The sequence below is a fragment of the Aquimarina macrocephali JAMB N27 genome (genome assembly GCF_000520995.1).
In the GTDB taxonomy this organism is placed as follows: Bacteria; Bacteroidota; Bacteroidia; order Flavobacteriales; family Flavobacteriaceae; genus Aquimarina; species Aquimarina macrocephali.
The window spans coordinates 294,892-308,705 of sequence record NZ_JACA01000001.1 but is presented as its reverse complement, the minus strand read 5'-3'; the positions used below and the strand labels follow the sequence as shown (position 1 = coordinate 308,705).

Annotated in this window: 11 protein-coding genes; 5 read left to right on the top strand and 6 right to left on the bottom strand. The window is 32.8% G+C overall.

All coding sequences use genetic code 11. The annotated features are described in order from the left end of the window. Nucleotides 1–129: 129 nt before the first annotated feature. Together Z054_RS0101505 and Z054_RS0101500 are read left to right on the top strand one after the other, a co-directional pair. Nucleotides 130–3,504: a CHAT domain-containing protein gene (locus Z054_RS0101505; protein WP_161635228.1), complete on the top strand. Its 3,375-nt coding sequence runs from the start codon at nt 130–132 to the stop codon at nt 3,502–3,504. Nucleotides 3,505–3,718: 214 nt separating this feature from the next. Beyond that, entirely contained in the window at nt 3,719–4,015 is a 297-nt protein-coding gene (locus Z054_RS0101500) for a phage repressor protein (protein WP_206538787.1), read from the top strand. A 496-nt stretch (nt 4,016–4,511) separates the two neighbouring features. On the opposite strand, the gene Z054_RS0101495 is transcribed toward Z054_RS0101500, so the two are convergent. Then, nucleotides 4,512–4,835, bottom strand: a complete 324-nt coding sequence (locus Z054_RS0101495) for a cell division protein FtsQ/DivIB (protein WP_024768335.1) — start codon at nt 4,833–4,835, stop codon at nt 4,512–4,514. A gap of 329 nt (nt 4,836–5,164) precedes the next feature. On the opposite strand from Z054_RS0101495, the gene Z054_RS0101490 reads away from it, so the two are divergent. Further along, entirely contained in the window at nt 5,165–6,196 is a 1,032-nt protein-coding gene (locus Z054_RS0101490) for an aldo/keto reductase (RefSeq protein WP_024768334.1), read from the top strand. On the opposite strand, the gene radA is transcribed toward Z054_RS0101490, so the two are convergent. The 5 genes from radA to panC form a co-directional block, all read right to left on the bottom strand. Next, nucleotides 6,193–7,560: a DNA repair protein RadA gene (gene radA / locus Z054_RS0101485; protein ID WP_024768333.1), complete on the bottom strand. Its 1,368-nt coding sequence runs from the start codon at nt 7,558–7,560 to the stop codon at nt 6,193–6,195. The genes Z054_RS0101490 and radA overlap by 4 nt on opposite strands. 249 nt (nt 7,561–7,809) lie before the next feature. Then, on the bottom strand, nt 7,810–8,955 hold the full coding sequence (locus Z054_RS0101480) for an alpha/beta hydrolase (RefSeq protein WP_024768332.1): 1,146 nt from the start codon (nt 8,953–8,955) through the stop codon (nt 7,810–7,812). A 48-nt stretch (nt 8,956–9,003) separates the two neighbouring features. Further along, nucleotides 9,004–9,969: a lysylphosphatidylglycerol synthase transmembrane domain-containing protein gene (locus Z054_RS0101475; protein ID WP_024768331.1), complete on the bottom strand. Its 966-nt coding sequence runs from the start codon at nt 9,967–9,969 to the stop codon at nt 9,004–9,006. Between the two features lie 3 nt (nt 9,970–9,972). Next, a complete protein-coding gene (gene panD / locus Z054_RS0101470; protein WP_024768330.1) occupies nt 9,973–10,323 on the bottom strand; it encodes an aspartate 1-decarboxylase in 351 nt (116 codons plus the stop codon). A gap of 19 nt (nt 10,324–10,342) precedes the next feature. Beyond that, nucleotides 10,343–11,191 carry a pantoate--beta-alanine ligase gene (panC, locus tag Z054_RS0101465; RefSeq protein ID WP_024768329.1) on the bottom strand — a complete coding sequence of 283 codons (849 nt, stop codon included), beginning with the start codon at nt 11,189–11,191 and terminating at the stop codon, nt 10,343–10,345. Nucleotides 11,192–11,303: 112 nt separating this feature from the next. On the opposite strand from panC, the gene Z054_RS0101460 reads away from it, so the two are divergent. Together Z054_RS0101460 and Z054_RS0101455 are read left to right on the top strand one after the other, a co-directional pair. Continuing rightward, nucleotides 11,304–12,113: a glycogen/starch synthase gene (locus Z054_RS0101460; protein WP_024768328.1), complete on the top strand. Its 810-nt coding sequence runs from the start codon at nt 11,304–11,306 to the stop codon at nt 12,111–12,113. Nucleotides 12,114–12,133: 20 nt separating this feature from the next. Next, entirely contained in the window at nt 12,134–13,795 is a 1,662-nt protein-coding gene (locus tag Z054_RS0101455) for a DUF4270 domain-containing protein (protein ID WP_084050026.1), read from the top strand. Nucleotides 13,796–13,814 lie beyond the last annotated feature (19 nt).

Below are 13,814 nucleotides of genomic sequence, written 5' to 3'. Positions count from 1 at the left end.
ATCATCTATAGAGGAGCATACTTTTTAGATGATCTATTTTTAGAACAGTACACTTCTCTTTAAAGAGATAGAACTATGTATGTGATAAAATATAAAACTATAATTTCGTTTATTGATCAAAGCTCTCTTATGAAAAAATTAGCATCGATTTTTCTAACCTCCTTTTTCTCTATTATTTTGTGTGTTTTATCGTTACAGGCTACTCATGCACAAGTAACAAATGATACTTTGCTAGCTTTTCAATACTATAAAAAAGCAGATTCGTTATTGGTACATAGGTATTCAGATAGTTCTATCGTTTATTTTAAAAAAGCTTTGTCTATTTATGAAAAAGCCAAAGCCCAGGAACGTGTTGTAGCTTGTTATAACGGATTGTCATCAAACTACATCTTTTTAATTGAAGATGAAAAGGCAATGTCTTCTATGCGACAGGCATTGTCTTTATGTAATACTCATAAATTAGATCAGCAAAAATCAAAAGTTCTGGATAATTTAGGAGATTATTATTATTACATAAAATCCAATAATAAAAAAGCCGAAGAATATTATAAAAAAGCATTAAACATTCGAGAAAAACTAGCTTTTCAATACCCTTCAGATTTATACAATTTCTATATTAATTTGGCCAGGATAAATATTTATAAAGGTAAGTATGAAGACGTAAGAAAAAATGTTGAAAAGGCACTTGCTTTAATTACTAAACATCATGGATCTAGTCATTATAAAATAGCAGATATCTATGATATAAAGGGGCATTATCATCTCCGAAAATGGAATTTCGAACAAGCACGTGATAATTTTGAAAAAAGTCTTAACATCAGGAAAGAATATTTTGGCGAAAACAATTTGCAAACAAGTTCTTCTATTAGTAAATTGGGAATATATCATTATATTAAGGGAGAAATCGATACTGCAATCAAGTATCAAAATAAAGTATTAGCTATTGAAAAATCTTTTTTTGGTGAAGGCCATTTAAAACTAAGAAAAGTTAATGTTAATCTGGCCAATTCATACAAAGAACAAGGGTTTTATGACCTGGCGTCAGAAATATTAGTGAAGACTTCGAAAATGATCCGAAAGGAGTTAGGAGAGGATCACTTAGACCTTTATCTTGTTTATTATAATCTTGCCAGTATATATTATTTTACAGGACGTTTGAATATGGCTCTTGACTTCAATCGGAGAATCATTCGTCTATTAGAAAAAAACAATCAAGACGATAGAGAGTTTGCTTTTATTTATAACAAAATGGGGCTTATTTATATAGAAATGGACAACTATATAAAAGCAATAGAGTGTTTAAAAAAGTCAATTGATTTAAAAGAAAAAGTTTATGGGGAAAGTCATATCGCTATTGCAGATGGTTATAATAACTTAGGAACAGTATATATGCTTAAAGATGAAAAGGATAAAGCGCTTCAATTTTTCATGAAATCCCTAAAGATTAAAAACAAAAGATATAAAGGAAGTCATGTATCTCTTGCCAATAGTTATAAAGAAATAGGTCAATTATATACTAGAGGTAAGAATATAGATCTTGCCTTAAAATACCTTCAAGATGCTTTAGAAATAAGAATTAGTGAATATGGAGAAAATAACCCTAGAGTATCTCATATTTACAACCTAATAGGAAATGCTAATTTGGCTAATGATAACTATATTTTGGCTATTTCTAACTTCAAAAAAGCAGTTGAATCAAACCAAAGATCTAATTCTTCAACAGAAGTAAAGTTTTCTAATTTTTTGAATCATAGTGTTTTATTGAGTTCTTATGAAGGGCAAGCTAAAGCATATTTATTGGCATACAGAAAAAGTTTGAATACGAATAACCTTTTGAAAAGCCAGAAACAATGTAAAATTTCGGATTCTTTGATACGTTTTGCAAGGTTTCATAATACGAATTACAAGGACAAAGTATTTTTTTCTAAAAAGGCTAAAGATATTAATAAGATTGCAATAGAAGGATCATTGTTGCTGTACAATAATGATATTTTAGATTTACAAGATGTTCTTTATTTTTCTGAAAAAAGTAAAGCAAACACTTTAATAGAATTGATTAATAATGATTCTAAAAGGTTTTCAGGATTACCTGAAAAGATAATAAAATTCGAAAAAAAATTAAAAATTGACAGATCCTATTATCAATCAAAAATCCAAAAAGAAAAATCTGAATCAAGTAAATTAATAGAATTCAAAAATAAATTATTTAGTATAAACAGGAAGCAAGATTCATTAAATGAGGTATTAGAAAAGAACTACCCTAAATATTACCATTTAAAGTATAATGACAAAGTAATTTCAATTGTCGATATTCAAAAAAAGTTAGATCAAGAAACTACTTTATTAGAATACTTTACTGCAGATAGTATCACCTATGCTTTTACGATTTCTAAACATGATATTAGTGTACAAGAACTATCGACTCCAAAACTTACCGAGCAAATCGAGGCATTTCGTAAAAGTATTATTGCCAAAAACACAGGAGCATATAAACAACAAGCATATGCTTTGTATAATACACTTATAGCACCGGTTAAAGATAAATTAGTCGGGGATCAATTGATCATAATCCCCGATGGACCGCTATGGCATCTTAACTTTGAGTTATTGCTCACTCAAAAAGACGATTCTAATAATCCAGCTCTCTTATCGTATTTACTTAAGAAATATGCGGTTACTTATGCCAATTCTGCAAATCTGTTGTTTACTACTTTTAAAAGTGATTTGACAACTAAACCATTACAAGAATGTCTGGCGTTTTCTTTTTCAGATAGTACTCAAACTACAGAAACCCGTACAATGAGTATGGCTACACTAAGAGATACTGGTGGTGATCTACCGGGAACTCGTAAAGAGATCAAAGCTATTTCTGATATCATCGATGGGCAATACTATTTTGGATCACAAGCTATAGAAGCTAATTTTAAGAGCAATGCAGGTCAATACAACATCTTACACCTGGCACTACATGGAGAGGTAGATAATGAACGCCCAGAGAACTCTAAACTCTATTTTACCAAGAGTAAAGACACCATAGAAGACAACCTGCTCTATAGCCATGAACTGTTCGCTCTGGATATCCCTGCAGAACTCACCGTACTTAGTGCCTGTAATACGGGTAGTGGTAAGATTGCCAAAGGAGAAGGGATTATGAGTTTGGGGACTGCTTTTCAGTATGCAGGAACCAAAAGTTTGTTACTTACCAGCTGGGAGGTATCAGATCAAACCACACCAGAGTTAATGAAATATTTCTACACCAATCTTAAGGCAGGAATGCATAAAGGTAAAGCCTTACAGCAGGCCAAACTACAATACCTAAGCACAGCTAATATCAATCGTACCGATCCTTTTTATTGGGGAGGATTTTACCTGGTAGGTGATACTACTGCAATGCAGTTTAATAACGATACCCAACTATATTGGATTTTAGGATTGGGTATTGTAGGAATTATGTTTTTGATGATATTTTTGTATAGGAGGAGAGTTAAGGATGTAGAATTATAAACATATTTCAACTGGTCTGCTCTGAGTTTATCGAAGGGCCTAGTACAGGCACTTTCTAGGGATTTTTAAGTTGTAGATTTACTTCGATAAGATTGATAATTGGTTAAGGATCATGGATAATTCAAGTTAAATACCTACTTTTGCACAAGTTCTTTGGTATAAAACCATACTCCATAGTTTATGAATTTATGTTTAATTTTTAAAACTATGTATGATGAATTGGAAAATTCAAAAACTATTGAATGGTGAGACTATTGTCTCCAAAGAACCTGGTAATTCTATGTTACCCATCTTAAAATCAAAACAACCTGTAATTCTTGAACCCGTAGATTGGGAAGATTGTGAAGCAGGAGATATTGTTTTTTGTAAAGTAAGAGGGAATTGTTTTACGCATTTGGTCAAAGGAAAAAATGCTAAACGAGGATTGCTGATCGGTAATAACCGAGGACGCCTGAATGGGTGGACCAAAAATGTATATGGTAAAGTAATTGAAATATTACCGATGCCATAGAGATAGCGCTGAGAGCGCTTTTTTTGTTTGTATACCACATGTTTTTAAACATAAAGGAGCTTTCTAAGCTCTAGATTTCTGATCAAGTCTGATGACAAATCTATCCAAATAACGACTAGATAATACCTTAAAAATGAGAGTTCCCTCATTCAAAACCACCATTCCCTCATTCTGTGTTTTGTAAAACGATAGTCTGCCTTACTTTTGAGTAAACCAATGAACATATGATTACTTTAATCTATAGATTAAACTTGGAATAGGGGTTCAAATAAAGTAAAAATAGAAAGGAAAAAATGTAGCATTTATGTATAGAGAGAAGCTTTTATAGGTTCATTCCTAAAATATATTTGATGGATGCTGGAGGAATAATTTTAGGTTGGTTTAGTGTGTGAAACGGATGCGGCAAGGGGTAGTCGTATCCGTTTTAATTAAAAAAAAGAGCTTCTTATATAAGAAGCTCTTTTCTGGTTAAAATAAGGAAGTCAGTAACTTGGTATCACCCTTTTTTACTTGGATCAAACCATTCTCCCCTAGCGTTGGTATATACCGTTTTAGTGTCGTTACCTATGGTAAGGATTAATTTGTAATTTCCAATCTTATCAGTATAGGCTTCAGAAATACTAGCTTCTGGAAAATCTTTTTCTACAGCAGCTTTAATGATTTCAGAAAGTTTTTCTATTTTGACTTGCTTATAATCCTCCTGATTGGTAGAAGCTTCAGTTTTAGTAATTGGCAGAGCTTCTTCGACTTCTTGTGCAGATACGGTTTGGAATGAAAATAGGACAACACAGATAGCAGCTATGATACTTATCTTTTTCATATTCTTAGAATTAATTTTGTTATACTTTATTATGTAAAAAGAAATTATCATTCCAGAATATGAAACATTTTATTTTTTAATTTAAATAATTGATTATAAGTAATTTATGTAATAAATGTTTTTAACTCGTTATTTCAAAACTGTTGATTTGGTATGCTGATTGTGGATTTATTTCACATCTAGAAAGAAAAGATGCAGAGGTGTGGGTTGTGTTTTAATCAGATTTATTATGATAATTTTTACACTAACTAAGAGAAGAGTTTCTACTTTTGATCAAAAACTGATTTGAAGTTTTTTTATTCTCAACTTAAAAATTTATAACCAAAAGAATGAAGTACACTACATTACCAGGTACAGATATACGAGTAAGTAAAATATGTCTGGGAAGCATGACCTGGGGTGAACAAAATACAGAAGAAGAAGGACATCAACAGTTGGACTATGCGATTGATCAGGGGATTAATTTTATTGATACTGCAGAGTTGTATTCTGTTCCGGCAGATAAAAAAACCCAGGGAAGCACAGAAAGAATTATTGGAACGTGGTTAAAAAAAACAAACAAACGGGATGATGTAGTTATCGCTACAAAAATTGTTGGCCCGAGAGATTTTGTTAATCATATTCGTACAGGAGGTTTTACAAAAGCAGAGTTTACTGATGCAATACATAAAAGTCTGCAACGATTACAAACGGATTATATTGATTTATACCAACTGCATTGGCCAGAACGAGAGACCAATTTCTTTGGAGTTAGAGGGTATACTCATGACGAATCAGAGCAATGGAAAGATAATTTTGGAGAGGTGTTAAGCTATCTTCAGGATTTTGTTGCAGCAGGAAAAATAAGACAAATAGGTCTTTCTAATGAAACGCCTTATGGAGTAATGCGCTATGCTGAAGAAGCTCGAAAAGGAGCTCCGAAAATGATTACGGTTCAAAACCCATATAATTTATTAAACCGAAAAGATGAGATAGGTCTTACCGAAGTTTTGCATCGCGAAAATATTGGGCATTTACCTTATTCTCCACTTGGTTTTGGACAATTAACAGGAAAATACCTCGAGGAAACTCCAAAAAATGCAAGGGTAACCTTATTTCCTCAATTTGCAAGATATCACAACGAGAAATCGTTTGAAGCAACAAGAGCTTATAATGAGATAGCAAAAAAACATGGTATAAGTTTAACTCAAATGGCTTTGGCATTTATAAATGATCGTCCTTTTGTAACTAGTAATATTATTGGTGCTACATCATTGGATCAGTTAAAAGAAAATATTGGTAGTATCGATATTACCCTTTCTGATGCGATTTTAGATGAGATAGAGGCGGTACATGAAAGTAATCCTAATCCGGCTCCTTAGCCAAACAAAAACTCAACTACATCTTCAATTTTGGCAACCATCTGAATTTGAATTTGAGTATTTTGTAGGGATATTTTATTGTATTTAGAAACAAAGATAGTAGAGAAACCTAGTTTCTCTGCTTCTTGTATGCGTTGTTCTACTTTGGTTACCGGGCGTATTTCTCCTGCCAGGCCAACCTCTGCAGCAAAGCAAAAGTCTTTGGGTATAGGTATGTCTTCACTTGAAGATAATATTGCTGCAACTACTGCCAGATCAATTGCAGGATCATCTACAGAGATGCCACCTGTGATATTAAGGAATACATCTTTGGCTCCTAATCTAAAACCAGCGCGTTTCTCTAAAACTGCAAGGATCATATTAAGACGTTTGAGATTGTATCCTGTTGCGCTACGTTGAGGTGTTCCGTATACAGCGGTGCTTACTAAGGCTTGTACTTCTATCATGAGTGGTCGCATACCCTCTACCGTAGAGGCTATAACTGTACCGCTCAATTCTTCTTCTTTTTTAGAGATCAGGATTTCACTGGGATTCGTAACTTCACGAAGACCGCTTCCTTGCATTTCGTAAATTCCTAACTCAGAAGTAGACCCAAATCTATTTTTTAAAGCACGTAAAATTCTGTATACATGGTTTCGATCTCCTTCAAATTGTAGTACAGTATCAACCATATGCTCCAGGATTTTTGGGCCGGCGATATTGCCATCTTTTGTGATATGACCAATCAATACCACAGGTGTTGCAGTTTCTTTGGCAAACTTGATTAATTCTGTAGTGCATTCTCTGATCTGAGAAATACTTCCTGGACTACTTTCAATATAATCACTGTGTAAGGTTTGGATAGAATCTATAATAACAATATCGGGTTGAGTCTCCTCAATTTGCCTAAAGATATTTTGAGTCTTGGTTTCGGTAAGAATTAAGCAATTATCCGTTTTAGAATAAATACGTTCTGCACGCATCTTGATTTGCTGTTGACTTTCTTCTCCAGAAACATATAATGTTTTATATGGTAATTTAAGACTGATTTGTAATAGTAATGTACTTTTTCCTATTCCTGGTTCGCCTCCTAGTAGTGTTAAAGAGCCAGGTACCAATCCTCCTCCAAGTACCCGATTTAATTCTGCATCATCTGTATTATATCGAGCTTCCTGACTAGTGTCAATTTCTGAAATCCGTAAGGGCTTTGCTGTTTTATTTGTTTTAGAGCTAGATGTAGCACTTTTCCAGTCACTTGCTGAAGCTTTTTGAACGACTTCTTCGGCAATAGTATTCCACTCCTTACACGATGTACATTGTCCTTGCCATTTGGAATATTGTGCTCCACAATTCTGACAGAAAAAAACAGTTTTGGTTTTAGCCATAGAAGATTGATAAGAGTGTAAAAATACTATTATTTTGATAATACCGTAAACAAAAATGAACTCTTAAAACAAGTATCAAATATTTTGTTCGAATTTAAAAAATCAATCTTCTTAGTCGGAAATACAATATCTATATATAGTATTCACAGGCCTATCTATGAATATTTAACCAACAAAATCATACGTAGCTATCAAAAACAAAAAGATCCTGAAAAACAAGATCTTTTTTTATGTACGTGATTGATAAGTTTACCAGCCAAAATCTTCTTTAATTTTGTTGACTTTATCCAGCATATAATCTTTAGTTAAGAAAGCAACTTCAGAAAGCTGAAAACCACTTTCATAAGCTCTCATAGCTTTTTTAGGTTCTCCTGTTTGCTCATAGAACATACCTAAATAATAATATCCCAGCATTAAATCAGAATGCTCTTTTATAGCTAACTTACCTAAAGGTTCTAATTCTGACCAGTTTTCATTCTTTTCGAGAGCGGTAGATACTGCAATAAAATCGTTGATTCTTATTTTACGCTTTATACCATACAACTTTTCTGTAGTTTTATACATATCTACAAGATAGTCATAGGGCGAAGTTTCTAGTGTAAGGAGAACTTCTTTGTAAGTTTTCTTACTGATTGGGCGATACATTTCAAAAATACCTTCGAGGGCATTAGGGATAGCTTTTCCAACCAAAGTATAGTGAGAAGATTCTTCAAAATTATCAAAGAAATAACTCATTTCAGTATTTTCTATTGTAGACAGCTTTTCATCTAGAGCAATGAGGTTCTTTTTGATATTATCGGCATCATTAGTTGCAGTAGCCAGATAATACCAAATATCAGAAGAAATCTCTAATTTACTTGAAATTCGATCTCCCATTGGTGGTCCTAATTCTGGACTAATGCATATATATCCCTGAAAAATAGGATTGTCTTTAAATAAAAAGTAATTTATAAAATTAGCGGTATAGTCATGTCCAACAATAATTTTAAGTTGTGCAGTACGATAAGTTTCATTAAGATAAGGAACAAGCTCCTGCCCTATAAATTCAAAGAATTCTGCTCCTTTTAGAGTAGGTAAAAATTCTGCAGTATCATACCTGCAATCATCTTCTCTGGTTTTTCTTTGATTAACACCAACAACAATTGATTCAGGCATATCTTCCCAATAGGAAAAGTAATCCACGTTTCCGGCAACAGGTTCGAATAAATAATCCCCATCAAGAACAATAATCAAGGGGTATATTTTATCTTCATTTTTCTTGTAATTACGCGGAAGCTGAATTTTTAACTCTCTACTTTGGTCTAATTTGATAGATCTGAAAGACTCATATATTGTTTGACCATAACTGGAAACAACAAAAATACAAGCTATAATAAGAGTCACACTTTTTTTCATAAGTATTAGGATTAAGGTTAAGCAAGGGACAATATATAAATTATTTCCTTATTTTTCTCTGTTTAAAATAGGGAGAAACAAAAAGGATAACGCCCCAATGATTATATTTATTGCGGTTTGCGAGCCCCATAATATCCAGCCAAAAGCTTCTCCCGCTGGTTTTTCGATATCAAAAAGCAGTAAAATTGTAGCAATGGCGATAGGAAATGCACCAATACCTCCATTGGTGGTAGACATAGCAAATGATCCAGCTACAAAGGTTGCCAATATAGGGCCTATAGATAAAGAAGTGGTTTCGGGAACCGTAAATTTGATGATATAAAACATCCCTATATAAAGTGTCCAAATAAAAAAAGTATGAAACACAAAAGCTCTTTTTTGCCTTATCTTAGAAATGCTTTTTACTCCTTCTAAAAGACCATTTCCAAAATTTCGTAATTTAATAAGTATTGGATTGCTAGAGGTTTTTATGATTTTTAAGAATGCTATTCCGGCAATTAATAGCCCTAATAAAACAGCAAGAGTGATAAAAGGACTTGCAATTTTTTCTTCTAAGTACGATAATAGAAGTTCTGATTGAAAAAGCAGTGTGATGCCTATTATTAGTAAAAGCATTAGCAAATCAATAACTCGTTCTGAGATAATGGTTCCGAAAGCTTTTTTAAAAGGAACACCTTCATATGTTGATATCGTACCTCCCCGTAGAATTTCTCCAGATCTTGGGATTCCCAGATTCGCAAGGTATCCCACCATAACGGCCATAAAACTATTTGATAGTTTGATCGGGTATCCTAAAGGTTCTAATAAAAATATCCAACGGTATGCTCTTGAGAGATGAGAAATGATTCCCATAATAACAGAAAGGATAATCCACTTAGGGTCTGCTTGTGTGATATACTGAAGCGTTTTTTGTCTTTCTTCTGGAGTTGCCGAAGCGATAGAATACCAAATTAAAAAAACTCCCAATGCTAAAGGGAGTATAATTTTAAGAAACTTTATAAGTTTAGGGTTCACTATTTATTTTAATAAATTATTTTCCTCGTTTGGGAAAAGAAGTCTTGGTTTGAAGTTTTTAGCTTCTTCAATATCCATCATGGCATAGGTGATTAGTATTAATACATCTCCTTTTGCTACTTTTCGAGCAGCAGCACCATTTAATGTAATTTCACCACTGTTTCTAGGTCCTGGGATAGCGTAAGTTTCTAAACGTTCTCCATTATTATTATTTACAATCTGTACCTTTTCTCCCTCAACAATATTAGCAGCATCCATTAGATCTTGATCTATAGTTATACTACCGATATAATTAAGATCGGCACCAGTCACTTTAACGCGATGAATTTTTGATTTTACTACGTGTACAAACATGTTACAAAGTTAGTTATTTTTAATTTAGGGCAATGTTATCAATGAGTCTTATTTCTCCTGCAAATACAGCTATAAAAGCTCTGTATTTAGTATCTTTTTGTTTTCGTTTAATGGATTTTAAGTCAGATACCTTTGCAATTTCAAAGTATTCTAATTTTAATTCATCATTATTTTTGAATTGTTCTGACACCCATTTGTTTAAGATATGAACACTTTTTGTGCCAAAGTCTTTTTTTACTTGTTTCAGGATTGAATAAATCAAGGGAGATTCATTAAGTTGTTTCTGGTCTAGCCTTTTGTTTCGAGAACTTAAAGCCAATCCGTTTTTTTCTCTATAAATAGGACAACCAATGATTTGAACGGACATTTTTTCAATTTCAACTAATTTTTTAACAATTTGAAGTTGTTGAAAATCTTTTTCGCCAAAGTATGCTTTATTTGGATTGACAATAGTAAAGAAATGTTTTAAGACCGTCCCAACTCCATCAAAATGACCAGGCCTGTATTTGCCTTCCATTTCGTTTTCTAACCCTTCAAAATCATAATTAGTTGATGACATTTCGTCTCCATAGACCTCTTTTGGCGTAGGAGCGAATACAATTATTTCTTTAGATAACTCTGATAAAAGTTCAATATCAGAATCCAAAGTTCGAGGATAATTAACCAAATCTTCGGTAGTATTAAATTGTGTGGGGTTCACAAAAATACTAACTATAACTTTTTGATTTTCCTTGAGAGCTCTTTCTATCAGTGCAAGATGACCCTTGTGCAATGCTCCCATAGTAGGAACAAATCCAATGGTTTTGTTCTGCTTATTAAAAGCTGCAACATCTTCTAGTATATCTCGTCTTTTTCCGTGTAACCGCATTTGGTGTATAACTTAAAGGCGTGCAAAAATAAGATATTACTGGCAGACTGCATAAATTTTCGTAATTTTGCAAAATTAATTCCAAAAGGAGGACGATAAAAGTATCGATTATATGAAAGATAAGAGGATATTGTATGTATCATCAGAAGTAATACCTTACCTGCCAGAGACTGAAATCTCATCTATGTCTTTTGAAGCGCCAAGAATGGTAAATAATAAAGGGGGTCAAATAAGAATTTTTATGCCTAGATATGGCAATATCAATGAAAGGAGGCATCAGTTGCACGAAGTAATTCGGCTTTCAGGTATGAATTTAGTAATTAATGACCTAGATATGCCTCTTATTATTAAAGTTGCTTCTATTCCAAAAGAACGAATGCAAGTTTATTTTATCGATAATGAGGATTATTTTAAAAGAAAAGCAACATTAACTGATGAAGAAGGGAAATTATTTCCTGATAATGATGAGAGAGCAATCTTTTTTGCTAAAGGAGTGATCGAAACAGTTAAGAAGTTAAACTGGTCACCAGATGTGATTCATGTACATGGATGGTTAGCTTCTCTTTTGCCATTATACTTAAAGAATTATTATGCTAATGAACCTCTTTTTGGTCATAGTAAAATTGTTACTTCTGTATATAATAATGGTTATGACGGGATATTGGATAAGAATATGATGGAAAAAGTAAAGTTTGATGGAATAGCTGAAGAAAAAATAAGTGATTTAGCTCAGCCAACATATAGTAACCTTATGAAGGTGGCTGTGGATAATTCTGATGCAATTATTGTGGGATCCGAAGAAATTCCATCAGAACTTGTTGAGCATTTAAAAACAATAGACCAACCAGTTTTAGAATATAAAAAACCAGATGAATTTGCTGATGCCTATGAAACCTTCTATCAGACAGAGGTATTGGTGTAAGCAAAACGACGAAATTATTTATGAAATTGAAGAATATTTTAATTAGGATAATGGCTATAGTAGCTGTTGTTTTTACCTTTTTGTCTTGTAACGATGATTTTGATTCTGTTGGTAGTGAAGTTATCGGAGATGTTAATTTTGAGGACAAGCAATACTCTGCAGTGCCAATAGCATACAGTAAAAAATTCGAAAGAGTACGTACAAGTGGTTTAGGGATTGATCAACAAGGGACTGCACATTCTAATTTGTTAGGAGTTTATAATGATCCTATATATGGGCAATCAGTGTATAGTATTTTGTCGCAGATTCAACCGTCAAAGTTAAACCCTGCTTTTGGAACCAATGCAGTGTTAGACAGTGTTATTTTTAGCTTGCCATATTTTAGTACTGCAACAGGTACAACATCGGTTCAAGTAGATAATGTTACAGAGACAGCAACTACCTATAGGTTAGATTCGATTTATGGAAACCAACCTATTAAACTTTCGTTGTATAAATCTAATTACTTTTTAAGAGATTTTGATCCTGAATCTAATGAAAGACAAGTATATTACTCTGATGATGTTGAAACTAATTTTGGAACAGAAGTAGAGCAAACATTGCTATATACTAATAACAATCTTGTTCCTTCTGCTGAAGAAATTATTGTAACAACCGAAACCGTTACCAACGGGGAGACTACGACCAAAAGAGAAAGACTAACTCCTAGATTACGAGTTGAGTTTCCAGATGATATAAAAACACTGTTTTCAACATTGTTTTTGGATAAAGCAGGTAGTGTAGAGCTGAGCAATTTAAACAATTTCAGAAATTATTTTAGAGGAATTTATATTAAAGCAGAACCTATAAATAATAATGGAAATTTAATATACCTTAATACTAGAGATGCGCAGATAACCCTTCATTACAGTTTTGATGAAACTTCAAATGATGTCACTACGCGTAAAGATGATAAATTGGATTTAAATTTTGCTAATACTTTTATAAATTCTATTACCACCGAATTGGATGGAACTCTAAATGATAATTCGCCTATCGCAGACGAATTGAAAGAGGAAAATCAGGATACAATAAATGGAGAAAGTAATTTATACCTAAAAGGAGGTGATGGTTCATATGCAGTAATCGATTTATTTGGAGGCAATGTCACCAATGAAAATGGCGAAGAAGAAAATGAACTTAGTTTCTTAAAGAGGCAAGATTGGTTGGTTAATGATGCAAGCCTAAAATTCTATATTAATCAAAATGAAGTAACAGGAGGGGATACAGAGCCCGAAAGAATCTTTATATTTAATATGGAGACAGGAACAGTGCTTCTTGATTATTTGTTGGATGGTAGTATTGATAGAGATATTCCTCTGGTTTCTGGTATTAACCACTTGGGAAGAATCAGTCGTGATTCTGATAAGAATGGAGAATTTTATAAAATAAGAATAACACAGTATATCCTAAACGTTTTAAAAGGTGAAATTGAAAATGCTAAACTAGGATTGTCAGTATCTCAAAATGTAAACATAATAACAAGCGCAATAGGCGATACCCCTACAACTAAAAATGAGATAATTCCCTCCTCATCAATAGTTTCCCACGAAGGAACAATTCTCTATGGAAATGGAGTAAATGTTCCTGAATCAAAACGTTTAAAACTTGATATTTTTTATACATCGTCAAAGGAAAACTAACAATATTTTAAAAACTTAA